General features: G+C 62.9%; 23 protein-coding genes and 1 tRNA gene. 19 read left to right on the forward strand and 5 right to left on the reverse strand.

Annotation, left to right across the window (positions count from 1 at the left end; genetic code table 11):
- Window positions 1–74 precede the first annotated feature (74 nt).
- From K414_RS0111255 to K414_RS0111270, 4 genes are all read left to right on the forward strand, one after another.
- Entirely contained in the window at window positions 75–572 is a 498-nt protein-coding gene (locus K414_RS0111255) for a MogA/MoaB family molybdenum cofactor biosynthesis protein (RefSeq protein WP_197077495.1), read from the forward strand.
- A gap of 8 nt (window positions 573–580) precedes the next feature.
- The gene (locus tag K414_RS0111260; protein WP_027496045.1) at window positions 581–772 is read left to right on the forward strand and encodes a hypothetical protein; all 192 of its coding nucleotides are present in this window, start codon (window positions 581–583) and stop codon (window positions 770–772) included.
- Window positions 773–1337: 565 nt separating this feature from the next.
- Window positions 1338–2228 (forward strand): MspA family porin, encoded by an 891-nt coding sequence (locus K414_RS0111265; RefSeq protein WP_027496046.1) that lies wholly within the window; start codon window positions 1338–1340, stop codon window positions 2226–2228.
- A gap of 125 nt (window positions 2229–2353) precedes the next feature.
- Window positions 2354–2803, forward strand: coding sequence for a hypothetical protein (locus K414_RS0111270; RefSeq protein ID WP_027496047.1), 450 nt, complete (start codon window positions 2354–2356; stop codon window positions 2801–2803).
- A gap of 109 nt (window positions 2804–2912) precedes the next feature.
- On the opposite strand, the gene mscL is transcribed toward K414_RS0111270, so the two are convergent.
- The 4 genes from mscL to K414_RS0111290 all read right to left on the reverse strand — a co-directional run bounded on the left by mscL (window position 2913) and on the right by K414_RS0111290 (window position 5323).
- Window positions 2913–3392, reverse strand: a complete 480-nt coding sequence (gene mscL, locus K414_RS0111275) for a large conductance mechanosensitive channel protein MscL (protein ID WP_027496048.1) — start codon at window positions 3390–3392, stop codon at window positions 2913–2915.
- 94 nt (window positions 3393–3486) lie between these two features.
- Window positions 3487–4149 (reverse strand): RcpC/CpaB family pilus assembly protein, encoded by a 663-nt coding sequence (locus tag K414_RS0111280; protein ID WP_027496049.1) that lies wholly within the window; start codon window positions 4147–4149, stop codon window positions 3487–3489.
- An 89-nt stretch (window positions 4150–4238) separates the two neighbouring features.
- Window positions 4239–4583, reverse strand: a complete 345-nt coding sequence (locus tag K414_RS0111285; protein ID WP_027496050.1) for an FmdB family zinc ribbon protein — start codon at window positions 4581–4583, stop codon at window positions 4239–4241.
- 143 nt (window positions 4584–4726) lie between these two features.
- Window positions 4727–5323, reverse strand: a complete 597-nt coding sequence (locus K414_RS0111290; protein WP_051365056.1) for a 5-formyltetrahydrofolate cyclo-ligase — start codon at window positions 5321–5323, stop codon at window positions 4727–4729.
- A gap of 106 nt (window positions 5324–5429) precedes the next feature.
- Between K414_RS0111290 and K414_RS0111295 the strand changes: the two genes are divergently transcribed.
- The 5 genes from K414_RS0111295 to K414_RS0111315 all read left to right on the forward strand — a co-directional run bounded on the left by K414_RS0111295 (window position 5430) and on the right by K414_RS0111315 (window position 9512).
- Entirely contained in the window at window positions 5430–6383 is a 954-nt protein-coding gene (locus K414_RS0111295; RefSeq protein ID WP_027496052.1) for a UTP--glucose-1-phosphate uridylyltransferase, read from the forward strand.
- A gap of 33 nt (window positions 6384–6416) precedes the next feature.
- Window positions 6417–7676, forward strand: coding sequence for a gephyrin-like molybdotransferase Glp (glp, locus tag K414_RS0111300; protein WP_027496053.1), 1260 nt, complete (start codon window positions 6417–6419; stop codon window positions 7674–7676).
- Between the two features lie 37 nt (window positions 7677–7713).
- A complete protein-coding gene (locus tag K414_RS0111305) occupies window positions 7714–8361 on the forward strand; it encodes a GNAT family protein (protein ID WP_027496054.1) in 648 nt (215 codons plus the stop codon).
- Window positions 8362–8510: 149 nt separating this feature from the next.
- Window positions 8511–9383, forward strand: a complete 873-nt coding sequence (gene glpR, locus K414_RS0111310; RefSeq protein WP_027496055.1) for a gephyrin-like molybdotransferase receptor GlpR — start codon at window positions 8511–8513, stop codon at window positions 9381–9383.
- 56 nt (window positions 9384–9439) lie between these two features.
- Window positions 9440–9512, forward strand: a tRNA-Ala gene (locus tag K414_RS0111315).
- Window positions 9513–9561: 49 nt separating this feature from the next.
- Here the strand turns inward: K414_RS0111315 and K414_RS0111320 are convergent.
- Complete coding sequence (locus tag K414_RS0111320; protein WP_027496056.1) at window positions 9562–10110, reverse strand: hypothetical protein; 549 nt, start codon at window positions 10108–10110, stop codon at window positions 9562–9564.
- Between the two features lie 82 nt (window positions 10111–10192).
- Here K414_RS0111320 and K414_RS26665 point away from each other — a divergent pair, with 82 nt between their 5' ends.
- The 10 genes from K414_RS26665 to K414_RS29375 all read left to right on the forward strand — a co-directional run bounded on the left by K414_RS26665 (window position 10193) and on the right by K414_RS29375 (window position 17216).
- On the forward strand, window positions 10193–11326 hold the full coding sequence (locus tag K414_RS26665) for a hypothetical protein (RefSeq protein WP_179274384.1): 1134 nt from the start codon (window positions 10193–10195) through the stop codon (window positions 11324–11326).
- 261 nt (window positions 11327–11587) lie between these two features.
- On the forward strand, window positions 11588–12430 hold the full coding sequence (locus K414_RS26670; protein ID WP_094714916.1) for a glycosyltransferase family 2 protein: 843 nt from the start codon (window positions 11588–11590) through the stop codon (window positions 12428–12430).
- Window positions 12427–13047, forward strand: a complete 621-nt coding sequence (locus K414_RS26675; protein WP_235580006.1) for a DapH/DapD/GlmU-related protein — start codon at window positions 12427–12429, stop codon at window positions 13045–13047. The genes K414_RS26670 and K414_RS26675 overlap by 4 nt, the downstream gene beginning before the upstream one ends.
- 167 nt (window positions 13048–13214) lie before the next feature.
- The gene (locus tag K414_RS26680; RefSeq protein WP_161631796.1) at window positions 13215–14099 is read left to right on the forward strand and encodes a glycosyltransferase family A protein; all 885 of its coding nucleotides are present in this window, start codon (window positions 13215–13217) and stop codon (window positions 14097–14099) included.
- 219 nt (window positions 14100–14318) lie between these two features.
- Entirely contained in the window at window positions 14319–14579 is a 261-nt protein-coding gene (locus tag K414_RS29115) for a hypothetical protein (protein WP_051365059.1), read from the forward strand.
- Window positions 14465–15088: an SGNH/GDSL hydrolase family protein gene (locus tag K414_RS28540; protein ID WP_237606169.1), complete on the forward strand. Its 624-nt coding sequence runs from the start codon at window positions 14465–14467 to the stop codon at window positions 15086–15088. Before K414_RS29115 ends, K414_RS28540 begins: the two co-directional genes overlap by 115 nt.
- 163 nt (window positions 15089–15251) lie before the next feature.
- Window positions 15252–15704 carry a GyrI-like domain-containing protein gene (locus K414_RS0111350; protein ID WP_027496057.1) on the forward strand — a complete coding sequence of 151 codons (453 nt, stop codon included), beginning with the start codon at window positions 15252–15254 and terminating at the stop codon, window positions 15702–15704.
- Window positions 15704–16138, forward strand: coding sequence for an AraC family transcriptional regulator (locus tag K414_RS0111355; protein ID WP_027496058.1), 435 nt, complete (start codon window positions 15704–15706; stop codon window positions 16136–16138). Before K414_RS0111350 ends, K414_RS0111355 begins: the two co-directional genes overlap by 1 nt.
- Window positions 16139–16328: 190 nt before the next feature.
- Window positions 16329–17003 (forward strand): ScbR family autoregulator-binding transcription factor, encoded by a 675-nt coding sequence (locus K414_RS0111360; protein ID WP_027496059.1) that lies wholly within the window; start codon window positions 16329–16331, stop codon window positions 17001–17003.
- A 57-nt stretch (window positions 17004–17060) separates the two neighbouring features.
- Entirely contained in the window at window positions 17061–17216 is a 156-nt protein-coding gene (locus K414_RS29375) for a hypothetical protein (RefSeq protein ID WP_167329154.1), read from the forward strand.
- The last annotated feature ends 72 nt before the right edge of the window (window positions 17217–17288 follow it).

Below are 17288 nucleotides of genomic sequence, written 5' to 3' on the forward strand. Positions count from 1 at the left end.
GCAGGCACGGAACCATTGCAACTATTTACGCACAGCGTGAGCCGGGTACGGGCCTTACTACTACGGTGAGCGGTATGGAACTCGACGCACCTTTGGCCGGCCGCGCGTTGGTCGTCATCGTGGACGACCGGACTGCTCACAGCAACGAGAAGGATTCGACGGGTCCGCTGGTGACCGAACTGTTGACCGAGGCCGGTTTCTTGGTCGACGGTGTGGTGGCAGTGACGGCCGACGAAGTGGACGTGCGGAACGCGCTGAACACCGCGGTGATCGGCGGCGTCGATCTGGTGGTGTCGGTCGGCGGCACGGGTGTCTCGCCTCGCGACGTGACTCCCGACGTCACGGCCGAGGTGCTCGATCGCGAGATACCGGGGATCAGTGAGGCGCTGCGCTCTTCCGGTTTGGCAGCCGGATCGTTGGACGCAGGCCTGTCGCGGGGACTGGTCGGAGTATCGGGCAGCACTCTGGTGGTCAACCTGGCGTCGTCCCGTGCGGCCATCCGTGACGGTATGGCGACATTGACGCCACTGGCGAGTCAGGTCATCGCCGAGCTGTCGGGATTGGACGCGTAGTCACTGCGATGAACGACGAGCCGATCGAGAATCGACCGGACGACGAAGCGAGCCGGGCCCGAGCAGAACGGGCCCGGCTCGCTCGTATCTTCGGAGACGTGCTGCCGGAGACCACGGGAGACGACCGGGCCGACGGGCCCGATGGCGACTCCTTGTCGGTCGATTGGTTGAAGCAGCAGCGACCACCCCATTACTTTTAGTGTGATCCACAACACATTTTGTTGGCTGGAATGACAGCTCTGTTAGTTAGTCGTTTACCTGTCGTTAGCGACCTACCCGGCGGTAGTGCCGGGCGAAGCTGTCGAAAACGGACACTGCAAGCGGATTGCTGAACGGTCCAATCGTGCAATCCGGACAGGGCTTCCGTTGCGTCTTCCCATATCAGAGTCGTTTTACTCCTGATCGGAACCTGTAACGGTTTCCACTTCTCGGGAGATGCTGTGACGCAGGTTATCGCTAACACGGGTGTGAAAGATGTTCACGCCGACGAAACACATCACGAGATGGCAACGTTTGGGCGTCGATCGTAGGGATTGTCACGCTCAGGCATCTCCTCTAATGTTCCCCTCAGCTTCCAAAGGATCAGGGCGTGGGACCGAAACGGTGCCGCGCCCTTCATCTCGGAACAGATCGATAGAGGATGTGGCCTTCAGGCTCCATCTGGCTCGGGCTCGCACACACCGTTGCGTGCGATCTAGTTCGAGGGTGAAAGCCACAAGCTTCCCCGTGCGACACCGCGCTGGGACTGAACATGATGAGGAATAAATGACGGAGATCCAGAAGTCGCGGCGCAGCCGGGGACTCAAGTCCATGAGTGTCGCGACCGTCGCCGGTGCATCGGTTGTCGGCCTGGTGCTCGGTACCGGAACCGCTTCTGCAGGCGTGGACGGACAGGTTTCTGTCGTCGATGCTGGCGGAAACACCATCAACGTGACCCTGTCCGACACGTTCATCAACGGCGTTCCGTCGCTCGACGGAAACCCGCTCACTCGTGAGTGGTTCGTCGACGAGAACGCTGCGTTCACCGTCACCGGCCCGTCGGCCGACGACTTCGAAGGCACCTTCCAGATCGGCTTCCAGGTCGGCTACCCGCTGGCCATTGCCGATCCTCAGGTTGCGTTCTCCTGGGCCACCCCGACCCTCGGCCTCGACATCGGTTCGGGCAACACGTCGACCGGGACGCTGAAGACGGGCGTCGAAACCGCCAATGACACCGTCGAGATCGACAATCCTGCCTACAACAAGGATCTGCCGGAGTCGTCCACCAACCCGAAGAAGGTTAAGGTCCCGAACCCCTACGCGGGCCAGCTTGTTCCCTCCGGCGAATCCCTCGGGCTCGAGGGCGTCGGCGAAGCTACCTCCGGCATCGAATTCCACGCTGACCTGCTCCCGACCATCGAGGGCAGCGGCGCGCTGACCCCCGGCGGCGGAATCCAGTCGGTCACGTCTGACTCCATCCCGATCACGAACGATGATGACGGCCAGGGCAGCACTGCAGACGCTGCAGGCACGTCGGGTTCGATCCAGGTTCGTGGACTGCACGGCTCGGTCACCAACGTCATCGGAAACGTCACGGTCCGTCCGTACGTCAAGGTCGTCAGCAGCGCGGGCGACGTCGCCGCAGTTGCATACGGTCAGCCGGTTCGCTTCAACTGATCTCGATCGGTTGAACCAGGTGTGACTTAGTTCTACCAATTCAGGCCCGTACGGATCACTCCGTGCGGGCCTGAATTACGTTTGGGCCAATTCGACTGGCTCCCATCGAGAGGTTCTGGAGATACATGCGCTCGACTACTCGCTTCATCGTTGCCGCGGCCGGTGCTGCCACAGCTATGGTTCTGTTGACCACTGGCTGCAGTAGCTCCGACGACTCCGCAGCTACCGGCCAGAACGCAGAAGTGTGCAACAGTTTCGCAGCCGATCACAACGCCTTTGTCGCGCTCGTCAAGGCCGGACCAGGGACTGCGGAAAACCTCGACCCATGGACAGCCGACAAGCAGGCGGCCGTCGACAAGGTGAAGTCACTGTCCGGCACCGCGTCCGGTGATGTGGCCAGTGCGATCACGACGTTCGCGGACGCCATTCCGGCTGACACGCTCGAACTGTCGGAGCCAGACAGCGAGTCGGGCAAGGCGTTCGTCGACAACGGCGCAGCAGTGAAGTCCGCCTGCGAGGCGGATGGCACCTCGATCACGCTCGATGAGCTACCGCTGACCACGTTCACTAACTGATCGCCTGACGGGCCCTCTCGGCCTGTCGCACGCCCCACAACGAATGAATGCGCCATTCACGCTGTCAGACAGCGTGAATGGCGCATTCATTCGTCGAAGCAGACCGGTGTCAGTCCTTCGAGTGCTTACCGAGGTCGGGGGAGGGCGAATCGATTGCTTCGCCGCTGCCGCCGGTGGTGTCGGCCGCGGTCGAAAGCTTCTGTCCTGCAGCGGTTCCCCCTGCGAGGATGTCGCGGATCTGCACCAGCACGTCGACGTCGCTCAGTTCCTTCTCCGGCTGGCTGACGAAGCGCTTCTTCGCGGTGTTCACCGGCAGAATCAGCACGAAGTACACGACCGCGGCGATGATGATGAAGTTGATGATCGCCGTGATGACCGCGCCGATATTGATGAACGTGGCGTCGTTACTACTGAGGATCTTGATTCCCCACCCGAGTTCGTTGCTGCCACCGACAGCGGCGACCAACGGGTTGATGATGTTCGTGGTGAACGCGGTGACGATTGCCGTGAATGCTGCGCCGACGACGACTGCGACCGCGAGGTCGACCACGTTGCCTCGCAACAGAAAGTCCTTGAATCCCTTCAGCATGAGCCGCTCTCCGATCTCTTGGTATGTTTCGGTCTCGCCAGACGTTAACCCAGATCGATCGACTTCGGACCCCGTGAATCGCCCGGGCACCGACTCAATGCAATGTCACCGTCAAAGCGCTCACCAGCGACGCGGCCGCCACCGTCGTCGCATCCTCGGTCGGTAGGGCGAGCAGCACCACCCGATCTCGTTGCCGACCCCCGCCGGCCTCGGCGGAGACGAGCACCACCATCGCCCCCGATGCCAGTATCCGAGCTGCAGGTGGGGCGTCGGGATTCTCCTGAGTTTCGACGGTCAGGACGTCCACCCGGTCGCCTTCTCTGAGTAGGTCGGTCACGCCCGCATCGGCGAGATGCACCGGTACGACGCGTGCCTCGGCCCCCAGCGCCGCGGAGGCTGTTCGGGAGCCCAACAGCCGGACGTCGGTGAGCAGTTCACCTGCTCGAACCGGACCGGTCAGCGTCCGTCCGTCCACGCCCGCGGAATCGAACAATGTTCCCTCGGGCACCGTGGCCGAATCCCATTCTGCGACGACGACATCGGCCGCCGACAGTATCGTTCCCGGAGTCAGGTCGCGGCCGGCCGTGACGACGCGGACGCGATCGTCGCCTGCGGCGTCGTCGACGAACAGCAGGACTGCGACGGCCACCAGAATGCCCGCGGCGATGCGTCGAACTTTCACCGATCCCACCCACGCGGGACGCTGAGCGAAGCGGTCGAGCAGCGTCGAGTCCAGTCGGTTCTTGCGGGCAGCCATGACCGGAACGGTAGCGGTCCCAACTGGCCTGAAGAGACCGAAAAGGCCGGCCTGTGGATAACAGGCCGGCCTGTGGATGGATCCGAAAACTACTGGCTGGCAGCAGCTTTCGTGGTGGAGGACGAGGAGGAGCTGCTCGACGAGGACGAATCCGACGACTTCTTCTCGGCAGGCTTCGAGTCGCTCTTAGTCTCCGACTTCGTGGCCGCGGCGTCGGACTTCTTCTCGCTCGCGCCTTCGCTGGCGGTGCCGGAGTTGCCCCGACTGTCGGTGCGGTAGAAGCCGCTGCCCTTGAAGACGATGCCGACCGAATTGAACAACTTGCGAAGCTTGCCGGAGCATGCCGGGCATACCGTCAACGTGTCGTCGGTGAAGGACTGGACGATGTCGAAGCGGTTGTCGCACTCGGTGCAGGCGTATGAGTAGGTGGGCATCGTGTTTCCTCCGCGCTGGTCACCGAGGAGGTTCGCGCTCTGCTGGCCGAGGCCGAACACCGCCGGTGTCTTGTCTGTTCGTCGAAACTGGGGAGAGCATTAGCACTCTACAGTCAGGAGTGCCAACGAATCGAATCCTAGCGTTATTCCGTACCCAAGCGTACGAGCCCACCGCCGGGAGTCAGCGCATGCGTCACCCGGCGGTCGTGCGCCTCGGCCGGTAGCCGCGAGAACACCTCGTCGTCACGCACGACCGCGACCAGGATGGCCTCGGGACTGCACAGGTCGAGAGTGCGATCGTAGAACCCGGCCCCGCGGCCCAACCGGACACCACGGCGATCGACCGCCAACGCGGGTAGCAGCACCAATGAGCACTGCTCGACGGCCTCGGGCTCGAGAAGAGGACCCGACGGTTCGAGCAGCCCGTACGGAGCCCGCACCAGAGAATCGCGCCCCTCGTACCGCGCCCACCTCAAAGGCCCCGGCTCATGAGCGCTCGGGAGCAGCACCGTGGCACCCGCCGCGGCCATCGCGTCGAGCATCTCGACCGACCCCGGCTCTCGGCCGATCGGAACATACGCGGCCACCACCGAGTGTTCGGCCGCCAATTCGCCGACGACGTGACAGAGTGCGGAGGACTCCATCGCGCGTTGCGCATCGTCGAGCAGTCGGCGTTCGGCGAGGACATGCTCCCGCCACAGATCCTTCGGCGTGTTCTCCGAAAATTCGGGAACGCTCACAACGGTTCACTCTCCCTCTCGTGCTGTCGTTCAACGATATGTACTCGGGGGTCGAACAGGGCACACGCCGAGCCAATTTCCAGAAACCACGGATAGGGTGAGCACCATGACAGAAGCCGCTTCAGCGACGACCGCCGCCACGCCTGTGCACTTCCGCACGGCCATCGTCCCCGCCGCAGGCATGGGTACCCGGTTCCTGCCGGCCACGAAAACCGTTCCGAAGGAACTGCTTCCGGTCGTCGACACTCCCGGTATCGAGCTCGTCGCCGGAGAAGCGGCAGATTCCGGTGCACAACGGTTGGTCATCGTCACCTCTCCCGGCAAGGACGGCGTCGTCGCCCACTTCGTCGAGGACCTCGTTCTGGAAAAGAAGCTCGAAGCGAGCGGAAAGCTCGAAATGCTCGAGAAGGTACGCGTCGCCCCCAAGCTTCTGGACGTGCAATCGGTCATTCAGCACGAACCGCTCGGACTCGGTCACGCCGTCGCATGCGCCGAGGAAGCACTCGACGACGACGAGGATTCGGTCGCGGTGCTGCTGCCCGACGATCTGGTGATGCCGCGGGGCGTGCTGGACGTCATGGCCCGGGTGCGCGCCAAGCGCGGCGGCTCGGTGCTGTGCGCCATCGAGGTTCCCGACGACAAGGTCTCGTCCTACGGCGTCTTCTCCGTCGAAATCGTGCCCGATGCCGTCAATCCGAACGTCCTCAAAGTCACCGGCATGGTCGAAAAGCCCAAGAAGGAAGAGGCACCGTCCAACTTGGCTGCCGCGGGCCGCTATCTGCTCGACCGCGCGATCTTCGACGCGTTGCGACGCATCGAGCCCGGTGCCGGCGGCGAATTGCAGCTGACCGACGCCATCGCACTTCTGATCGAGGAGGGCCATCCCGTTCACGTGGTGGTGCATCGTGGATCGAGACACGACCTCGGAAATCCCGGGGGATACCTACGCGCTGCGGTTGACTTTGCTTTGCAGCGCGACGACTACGGTCCCGCGCTGCGTGAATGGCTGAACGAACGCTTGAGCGACAGCTGGGCACCGGAACTGACGACGTACGAATAGCATCGCGGGTCGATGCCATAGAGGAAGGGCCAGATGCGCTCGGTCGAAGATCAACAGACCAGGGTGACCGCAGCGGCGGTGGCTCCACGGCCTGTTCGGGTCGCCATCTCGGAAGCGCAGGGTCTGCTCTGCGCCGAGGAAGTGGTCACCGAGCGTCCCCTTCCCGGCTTCGACCAGGCCGCGATCGACGGTTATGCCGTACGCAGTGTCGACGTCGCCTCCGCGGGTACCGACCTGCGTAACGAGGAAGACGAGCGCATCGACCTGACGCTGCCCGTCGTCGGCGAGGTCTCCGCGGGTTCGCGTCAGCCCATCCGGCTGCAGCCGCGTCAGGCCGTGCGGGTCGATACCGGCGCGCCGCTGCCCACGTTGGCCGACGCAGTCCTGCCGCTGGATCGCACCGACAACGGCCGCGCCCGTGTCAAGGTGTTCCGTCCGGTTCGCTCGGGTGACTACGTGCGCAAGATCGGCGACGACGTTCAACCCGGCGACGTGGCCGTGCGGGCGGGAACGATCATCGGTGCCGCGCAGGTCGGCCTGTTGGCCGCCGTCGGACGCGACAAGGTGCTGGTGCACCCGCGTCCGCGGTTGTCGGTCATCTCGGTGGGCGGGGAATTGGTCGATACCGATCGGACTCCCGGGCCCGGTCAGGTGTACGACGTCAACTCCTATGCGCTCGCCGCTGCGGCACGCGATGCCGGAGCCGACGTCAACCGAGTCGGCATCGTGAGCACCGACCCCAAGCGACTGCGTGAAGTGGTCGAAGGCCAGTTGATCCGCTCCGAGATCGTCGTCATCGCAGGAGCGGTCGGCGGCGGCGCGTCCGATGGCGTCCGAGAGGCACTGGGCGAACTCGGCGACATGGAAGTCGAGCGGGTTGCCATGCACCCCGGCTCGGTGCAGGGATTCGGCCAGCTCGGACGTGACGAGGTGCCCACGTTCCTGTTGCCTGCCAACCCCGTCAGCGCACTCGTGGTGTTCGAGGTGATGGTCCGTCCGCTCATTCGCATCGCGCTCGGTCGTCGCCAGCCGCTGCGCCGAACCGTCACCGCGCGGACCGTCGCACCCATCACATCGATCGAGGACCGCAAGGGGTTCCTGCGAGGACAACTGATGCGCGACGAGGGCACCGGCGAATATCTCGTCCAGGCTCTCGGCGGTGCACCGGGCTCGTCGTCTCATCTGCTCGCGACACTCGCGGAGGCGAACTGCCTGGTCGTCATCGATCCCGACGTCACCGAGATCCGAACCGGCGAAGAAGTGAAGGTCTCGTTCCTCGCTCAGCGCGGCTGACGCACGCGCTCACACGCGCAGCGCATACGATCGACTGATGCCGCGAACGTGGTCGAGCCACCCGGGTTGGCCGGCGAAATTGGGTCCAGTGCAAGTGGCCGGGGGAACGGTGACGGTTCGGCCCGTCCGCATGCGCGACGCAGCCTCCTGGAGTCGAATCCGCACCCAGGACCGCGCCCACCTCGAGCCGTGGGAGCCGAGCGGTGAGGGCAGTTGGAATTCCCGACACCACATATCCTCGTGGCCGACGCTGTGCTCGGGCCTGAAGTCCGAGGCACGCAAGGGGCACATGCTGCCGATGGTGATCGAGGTCGACGGCGAATTCTGCGGGCAGATCACCACCGGAAACATCGTGCGCGGCGCGCTCCGGTCGGCGTGGATCGGGTACTGGGTGTCCAAGGAAGTCAACGGCAAAGGTGTCGCCACCGCGGCGCTGGCGCTCGGACTCGATCATTGTTTCGGGCCGGTCGGGTTGCACCGCGTCGAGGCGACGGTGCGTCCGGAGAACCTCGCCAGCCAGGCCGTGCTGCGCAACGTCGGATTCCGCGAAGAGGGCCTGCTCTACAAGTACCTCGACGTCGACGGCGAGTGGCGCGACCACAAGCTCGTCGCGATCACCTCGGGCGAGGTGCAGGGATCGGTCGTCGATCGATTGGTCCGTGCGGGCAGGGCTGCGTGGGCATAGCGCTCGCGCCACGGTTTGCGGTTGCAGATGTTGTCAAAGTGACAGGAGTGTAATTCGGGTCGGCGCGTCTGCGGGGTTCTCGCACCTGCTCCACATAACCTGAGGGCGTCTCGACTGTCGCTGTCGCCTGAGGAAGGAGAACATCGCCGATGCCGAACTCGATCATCTGGATCGGTCTCGTGGCCGTCTGGCTCTTCGTTCTTCTTCCCATGCTGATGACCAAGCGTCCGCAGATCATGCAGACCACGGACGCAGCACTCGCCACGCGCGTGTTGCATCGGGGTGGCACCAAGCGCAAGCAGCGCGGCCCCGCGACCGGCCACCGCAGTGATCCCGACTGGCGGCCGGAGGACGACCTACGGGTCTCCGCGCCCGCCAGCGAGATCTTCGGCCCGAAATTCGCGTCGATTCGTTCGGACTCACCCGATCTACCCGGTACCGCGGAGGACCCCATGGACACTCACGCAGAAGAAGAAAACGACCTCGAACGCGACGAACCGGTCCACGACGCACCTCGCGCGAAATCTCCCGCACACGAGCCGGGAGTCGTCGACGACGACTTCGTGCCTCGCCGACGCGGCCGCGGCGGATTCGATCCCGAGGCCGACGCCATCGCCAGGGCCGCCCGATACGCCTTCCGTCAGCGCGCGGTTCTCGGCCTGGTGTTCGCCGCGATCACGACCGCGGCACTGGCGTTCATCATCTCCCCGACGGTGTGGTGGCTGTGCGGGCTGTCCGTCGCAGTCCTCGTCGGATACCTGTACTACCTGCGCAGGCAGGTGCAGATCGAAGAAGAGATTCGTCGACGACGACTCACACGCATGGGTCGCTCGCGCCTCGGTGTGGAATCGGAGACCGACGAAGAGCTCGAACTCGTGCCGCAGCGTCTGCGTCGCCCCGGAGCCGTAGTGCTAGAGATCGACGACGAGGACCCGGAGTTCGAGCATCTCGATCATTACGAGGAGCCGTTCCAGGCACGCCGCGACGATGACGGCGATTTCCGTCGGGCGCAGGGCGCGTAACAGCGGTCCCGAGGGGCTTTGCTAGAGTTGCCCAGCCGGTCGAGACGACGGCAAACGGGGCTGTGGCGCAGTTGGTAGCGCGTCTCGTTCGCATCGAGAAGGTCAGGGGTTCGATTCCCCTCAGCTCCACCCCGAAACGAAGCCGCCACTCACCTCGAGTGGCGGCTTTCGTTGTGAATCAAGGCAATACAGAGCTCAGTGCACTCATTGCGATCGTGGTGACGGACAGTCCTCCGGTGCCGAATGCCGCTGCGGCGGTCATGCCGACCAACGCTTCGTCCGCCGTCGGCGTCGGCGGTTCGAGCTTCGTGCGCAAGAACGTGAACGGTAGGCCCCAGAACGCGCTCACTCCGCCGTCGTACTCGCGAGTGAGGTCGCCGAACGAGTCGTTGCCGCGGTCCGTGTCGCCGCGGATCAGTGCGCTGGACTCGAGGTCTTTCGCGGCAAGCATTAGTACGCGGTCTCGGTAGGCCAGACGTACTCGATACGAGCGTTTCACGACTCGTGCGGACCCCAGTTGCACCGCAATCGGGTCACCGCCGACCGTCGCGCGAATATCTGTGGACCGTCGGGTGCCTAGGGGAGTCCTGTCCGCGGTCTGCGGTCCGGTGCGAACGAACGTGACGCGACTGGATGGCGTCGACAGGTAGTAGCCGGCCACGGAGTCGTCCTGATAGACGAGTTCGACGTCGTCGTACAGGGCAGTCTCGATCCTGACCGTGTGCACACATCCGACCCTACCGACCAGCCGGTTCCGTAAGTTGTCGGTGCGGCGTTACGTCGCCGGCGCTTGTGTCACACTTCATACGGTGACCAGCCAGATGACCGTGCATGTCGAGGACACCGAGGCTCATCGAATTGCGGCCCGGATAGTGACGCCTCTCGGCAAAGAGGCTGTGGTGACCACCGCGTCGAATTACGAGTTGGACCATTCGGCGACTCCGTGGCTTCCTCCGATGCTGGTAGCGGGAATGCGAAAGAAGTGGAGTATCGCTTTCGACGGCCCGGTGGATTCGACGGCACTTCGAGGCGCTCCCGAGGCGCAGAAAGTGTTTCTCGACTGGTATCCCAGACGGTTTCATGGGATATCGGTATCGGCTGAACCTTCCGATGCACTGTCCGACGGCCGAGGGGTGGGTTGCTTCTTCAGTGGAGGCGTGGACAGCTTCTATTCGGCAATCACCCAATCCGATCGCATCACCCATTTGATATTCGTTCACGGTTTCGACATCTCCGCCGGGAACGAGGATTTGGCCTCTCGGGCACTGGCCAGTGCCCGAGACGCGGCCGCGGAGCTCGGCAAGCCGCTGATCGAGGTCAAGACCACGTTGAGGTCGGCGTTCGGAGACCGATTGCCGCTCGATTGGGGATACGACCTTCACGGAGCCGCCCTGGCTCACGTGGGGCTGGCGTTGTCGCAGCATGTGAGCACCGTCATGATTCCGTCGTCCAACAGTCGCTGGGATCTGCTGCCGTGGGGTTCCCATCCCGATCTGGACCCGCTGTGGTCGAGTAGCAGTGTCACGTTCGATCACCACGAGTTGGAGGTGAATCGGCTCGGCAAGCTCCGGCGGATAGGCCTGGACGAGACGGCGATGAAGCATCTACGGGTGTGCTGGGAGAATCGCGACGGTCGATTCAACTGCGGAGTGTGCTTCAAGTGCATCAGGACGAAGATCGGGTTGGCCGCTGCAGGTGCGGAGAGTGCTGCCCTTCCAGGACCCATCGATCTCCATGCGGTCAGGTCCTTGACGTTGACGAACCGTCAGTGCCACCACCTGCGAAACGGGCTTGCTGCCATGGAAGAGGCAGGCGTGACCGACGATGGTGTGGTTGCGGCAGTAGACACGGCGATCCGCCGAAGGCGCTGGCGACAGGCTGCGTCGTATTTACGACGAGCACGATCGATATCCATCGGCCTCATACGTCGTCGCGTGAGCTGAGGCATTTCCGGCAATATGGCGGATTCGAACAACATTCGATTATTAACGGGAATCGAATTCTTTCGAACGTCTTATGAGCACCATTGACCCGAAACGGTCTTTTGGATTGCTTAGCGCCGATAATCGCGTCACGCTGCAGTTTTCGGCGCTCTGAGCTGGGGCTGCTTCTTCGGCTGACTTTAGTGTTCGCGTGGCTGATGTCGTATCTTTATACGCGTGCCTGCGCGTTCGGTAGGTGTCGAATTCAATCAGGGGATCGAAATGAACACTCTCAGTGTGGTAATTCCGGTGCTCGACGAGGTCGACCACATCGGCGAATGCTTGAATCTGCTGCTCGATCAGGGAAACTGCATAGACCGTATCGTCGTGGTGGACAACGGCTCGACCGACGGGACGCTCGATCTGGTCGAGACCCTGTGCGAGGTCAATGACAAGGTGCAGTTGGTGCACGAGCCGAATCGGGGCGTCGTGCATGCCCGGAACACAGGCTTCGATCTCGTGCAGTCGTCCATCATCGGCCGCATAGACGCCGATACGCGCGTCCGGCCCGGGTGGGCACGCTCCATCATCGAATTCTTCGGAGAGCACTCCACGGTTGCGGCAGCGGGCGGGCGAACCTACTTGTACGAGTCGCCGTGGGCCCGGCCTCTGGCGTGGCAACATGCTCGAGCGGAGCAGCGCGACCCGTCGGTGCGCAGCGCCTTGGCGGTATCGGGCAACAATTTCGCAATCCGCGCATCTGCTTGGCACGAGGTTCGGGATGTCGTCAGCGACAAGACCTGCGTGCACGAGGACATCGATCTGTGCTTGTCGTTGGTCGGCAAGAAGTTGCCGCTTGCTCAGAACGGCCGTATGAAGGCTGCGGTCTCCGGCCGGCGATCGGCTACCTCTCCGGTGAAGTACGTGAACTACGCGATCGCGGGCTACCGCTCCTACAAGGAGCACGGGCTCGCATCGGCCAAGCTGGCCCGGATCGTTGCGATCGATTGGCTCCTGCACACGCTGCGCTGGCCCATCTCGAGAATGTTCTCGGCGGTGCCCTCGCGCGCGCTACCCGTCGACGACCGTGCGCTCTCCGACGAACGGATGCGAGAGGCCGCGTGAACCTGCGCTCCCTGATCCCGACCTGGGCGAGCGACTCGTCGAACGTCAAGTGGGCCCTCTTTCAGATGCGTCAGGCAACCCTCGTGTCGGTGGCGAACCTGCCGTTCGTTCCGGCGGTACTGCGGGCGACCTTGCTGCGGCCGGCGGGAGTCCGGACGGACGGGCCGTGCTTGATATACGGCGGCGCGATGATCCAGGGTCGCGGGTCGGTACGGATGGGCACCGGGGTCTTCGTGAATTTCGGGTGCCACTTCGACACTGTTGCCGACATCGTGATCGGTGACGATGTGTTCCTGGCGGACCACGTTCGGATCATCACCAGTACCCATGACGTCGGACCGTCGTGGCGACGGGCAGGCTTGCTGAGGGGCGAGTCGGTCACCATCGGGCGAGGCACGTGGATCGGGTCCGGTGTGGTGATCATGCCCGGGGTCCGCATCGGTGAGGGATGCATCATCGGGGCGAACTCGTTGGTGACCAAGGATTGCGAACCGGACGCGGTGTACGTCGGCAGTCCAGCCGCTCGTCGCCGGGAGTTGAACGATCTACCCGACGCGCGAGCCATAGCGGGCGCGACGCCTGATTTCGAGAGCAATACTCTGACGAACGATCGATAAAGCGCTTGTCGATATCGACAAAAGGCTATTATCGATCCGAAATTGGACGACTTATTTCGTCGAATTGATGATGTAGCATCATCTGCGTCAGAGGCTCGGCACTCTTTGCATTCGCTTCGGAAATTGTCGAGCTACGCATTGCCAAAAAGGTGTCAGGGGTTGGCGTTGTGAACACTCTTTCTGTTGTTGTGCCCGCATTCGACGAACAGGCGCATTTGGGTGGATGCCTGGACGCTTTATTGGCGCAACGTGAACACATTTACGAAATAATCGTGGTGGACAACAATTCCACCGACGATACCGCCGGCGTGGTAGCGAGCTACAGCCGCCGGTTTCCGGAGATAGTTCTGGTCCGGGAGTCGAAGCGAGGCGTCGTTCATGCGCGCAACGCCGGTTTCGATCGGGCCGAAGGATCCATCATCGGACGTATCGATGCGGACACTCGGGTAGCTCCGGATTGGGCCGAGTCGATTCTGGATTTCTTCGACCGCAGACTGGACTACGCGGCGGTGACCGGGCCGATCTACCTGTACGACTCCCCGTGGGCTGCACCGTACGGCGCGTACGTGGACTACTCCACCAAGCGCAAACCCGACGAGTTACGGGTCTCGGCGGCCTCGGGTAACAACTTCGCCATTCGCCGCTCCGCTTGGGAAGCCGCCCGCGACCGCGTGAGTCTGCGTACCGACCTGCACGAGGATATCGATCTCTCGCTGTGCCTGTACCGCGTCGGTCTCCAGATCGCGCTGATCAAAACGATGTGCGTCGAGGTGTCCGGTCGGCGGCTGCTGACTCCGCCCCTCGAATATCGTCATTATGTGCTGAGTTCCTACCGAACATGGGCCCACCACGATTTGGCGAACAAGGCGCTGCGTCGACTGTTGATCGCGGACATGATTCTGCATACCGTGCATTGGCCGTTGACTCGAATTTTGTCCGGATGCGAGCCGCGAATTCTGCCGGTGTCGCATTCGAACGAGGGCGTGACATCGCAACAATATTCGTCACCTGTTCGCGATGGCGAATATGCCACCACGGCGTCGGCCGAGTAAATTCACGGCTGATTCGAGCGGTACGCGACGATTGTCCGGTCGGTAGCGCCGATCTACTCGCTGTATCTGCTGCCGCCCCCGGAACCGGCCCCACGGTTCGATACAGGCCCGCGTGATCGCCGACGCGGTGTTACTGTCTCGTAGTTCTTCGACCCGCGGGTATCCGAGAGTCGAGTCGGGGTGGCCGGTCGGGCGGCCGCATAGCAGGCGGGGCGTGTCGTGCGCTTCGATGTTCGGACGTTCGTCGTCGGTCTTGCCTTGTCTCTGCTGACGGGACAGCTCGTCGGGACTGCGTCGGCGGACGTCGTCGTCGACAACCCCGTCCACTACGTCGCTCTGGGCGACTCCGGGGCTGCCGGGCCCGCGTGGTTGTCCTATGCCGGCGGAGACGGTTGTGGACGATCCGACGCGGCGTATCCGGCCATGATCATCGTGTCCCGGTTCAGATCGATGCACTGCGGCCTCATACGACGCTGGTGACCCTTTCGATAGGCGGCAACGACCTGAATTGGGCGCAGTTGATCGGGCCGTGCCTGCAACCTGTGCCGCAGGAAGATCCTCGGTGCCGAAACAACCCCGTGGTCCTCCAGGAGATAGACCAGAGGCTGGGGGAGCTGGGGCCGGTGTTGGACGGCGTACTCGACGCGATTACGCAGCGTTCACCACACGCCGTCGTCGTGCTGGTCGGCCACGGTGGTTACTTCGACCATCAGGGCTGTTTCCCGGACTCGAATCTGCACGGTGCCGATGCGGCGTTCGTGCAGGATTTCTTCGTCCGGTTCGATTCCGTGCTTCGAGACAGTGCCGTCAGACATGGGGCGACGTTCGTCGATGTGGCGGGGCCGGCCGTCGGCCACGACGCATGCGCACCGATTGCAGAGCGCTGGTTCACGGGCTCGATGACGTTCGGTCCGACACCGTTCTTGCATCCGACCCCGCTGGGCAGCGCTGCGATGGCGGGATTGGTGCTCGACGCAATCGGTCGGTGACGTCGCTTCGTCGGTCACAATGCGCGGGGACAAGACCCAGTGACACATCCTGTTGAACAAACGATCATCTGCGTACCGGTCGGCCCGGTAGATTGACGGGTTATATCGTGAACCGACGATCCGAGCGCTGGATCTGCCCCTGCAACTTCCATACGGAGTGTGAATGTCGTTCGAGATCGTCGACCTCCCCGAAACGTGGGTCGCCGGTCTCCCCGTTCGCAGTCCCAAACGAGCACTCGGGCGGTTGAACGATCCTGCCCTCAACCAGGCGTGGTCCGCAGTGCTCAATCAGGAGACTGCCGGACCGCTTGCGTCGATCTACACGGACTTCGCCCCTGGAATCGGATCGTACAATACACAGATAGTCGGTTACCAGTGCTCGTCGCTCGGGCAGGTGACGCGTGGGCATTTGATCGCAAAAGTGCCGTCTGCAAAATATGCCCGATTCTCCGCGGTGGGTTATTTTCCCGACGTTCTCACTCGATTGTGGAATCAGATCGATCACGCCGAGGAGAACGGGGAGATAGTGCGATCGTTCACCGGTGATTACGAGTGCTACCCGCACGCCTACAAAGTCGACCTGTATTTGGCCATCACGCAGCCCGGCGGTTCGTGATGAGCTTTCGGATCACCGCGCGCAGTGCCGAATTGTTCGGTGGGTTGGTGGCACCGCGGGTGGAGCCCGGTGCCGAGGCCAGTTGCAGCGAATGGATGGGATTCCTCCGAGATCGTGTGCGCGAGAAGAACATCGACGCCACGGAGGTGACCACCGTGTATGTCCCCGATGCGCACGGCACCGTCAATGCACTCGTCGGTGTCCCGCTGGACTCTCCGAGTGACGTCGCTGTGGGAGATGTGTTCGTATCCATACCGACTGGTGTGTTTGCAGTGTTCGAGCCCAGTGGTGGTCTCGCGGATCCGATCGAAGACGTCTGGGCGCAAGTCGACGAGTGCGTTCGATCCGGGACGCTATTCCGTGCTTACGCCGAGGAAGTAGAAGTCGTTACGAATGCTGGAGAAGTGGAACTTTTCGTTTCGATCGTTTTGTAAACGAGGTCTTCTTCATGTTTTTGTCACTTTCGAATCACAAAATCGCCGACGAACCGGTTACTATTGGCAAGCGCTGACAAGCCCGTATAGGGAACGTGAATTCGAGTTCGTGGGTTCAGCACCCGGGAGCCAGCGCGGACCACAAGGTGTCGATGTCATCGCACGATCGACTGAGCAGGGGTGTAGCAACATGGTGAGACAACTCAGGGCAGAAGCCACTCGCGCGGCGGCGCTGCGCGCTGCAGCAGATCTCTTCCTCGACGTCGGGCATGCCAATGCCACGCTGAGTCAGGTGTCGGCGCAGTCCGGCGTGACCAAGGGCGCGCTGTACTTCCATTTCGCGTCCAAGGAAGAACTCGCTCGCGCCATCGTCGACGAAGGTCACGAGCGAGTGTCCACGGCCTGCGCGGGGCTGGTGGACAGCCGCAGCCCAGCCCTCGAGTCCGTCATCGGAATCTCGTACTCGGTTCTCGAACTGGCAGCGTCGGATCCGCTCGTTCGTGTGATGTACCGGTTGCAGATGGAGATCGACGGGTCCGACACCGCTCGCGGAAGCGTGTTCGGCACCTGGGGCAACATCTTCGAGCATCTTTTCGAGCGGGCCATCGAGCACGGCGACGTCGCCGACCACCTGGACGCAGGCAACGCGGCACTGCTGGTGTGCGAAATGCTGGCCGGGGTTCTGATGGTGTCCGAGGCGCAGTCGCGTCTGGAGGATGCGCCGTCTCGTATGGAGAAGGTGTGGAACACCGTGCTGCCGTCGTTGGTGCCTGCCGACAAGCTGGCTTACTTCCGAGAATTCGCAGCTCGCAGCCTCTCGAGCTTCGTGCGCGAGAACATCGATTCGAGCTCGGTCACCGTCTGACGTTCTCGTCGCCCGGGGTGCTTGCTGCGCGCCGACGTGAGGCGCACACTATGTGACATGGAACACAGAATGTCGGACAACGAGCTCCGGAAAGCGATCGGCACTCTGCAGCACCGCGCGGACGACGCGCGAAAGCGAGGTGCCGACGACGAGGCGACGCGTATCGAGAACACCGTCGCCGATTACCGAGACGAGATGTCGCAGAGATTGTGACGGCCCTGTCGGTCGTCACCGCGTAGGGTCGGAATCGACCTGACACGTGGCAACCGGTGGGGGAACAAGCTT

Source organism: Rhodococcus sp. JG-3, assembly GCF_000482405.1.
Taxonomy (GTDB): domain Bacteria; phylum Actinomycetota; class Actinomycetes; order Mycobacteriales; family Mycobacteriaceae; genus Rhodococcoides; species Rhodococcoides fascians.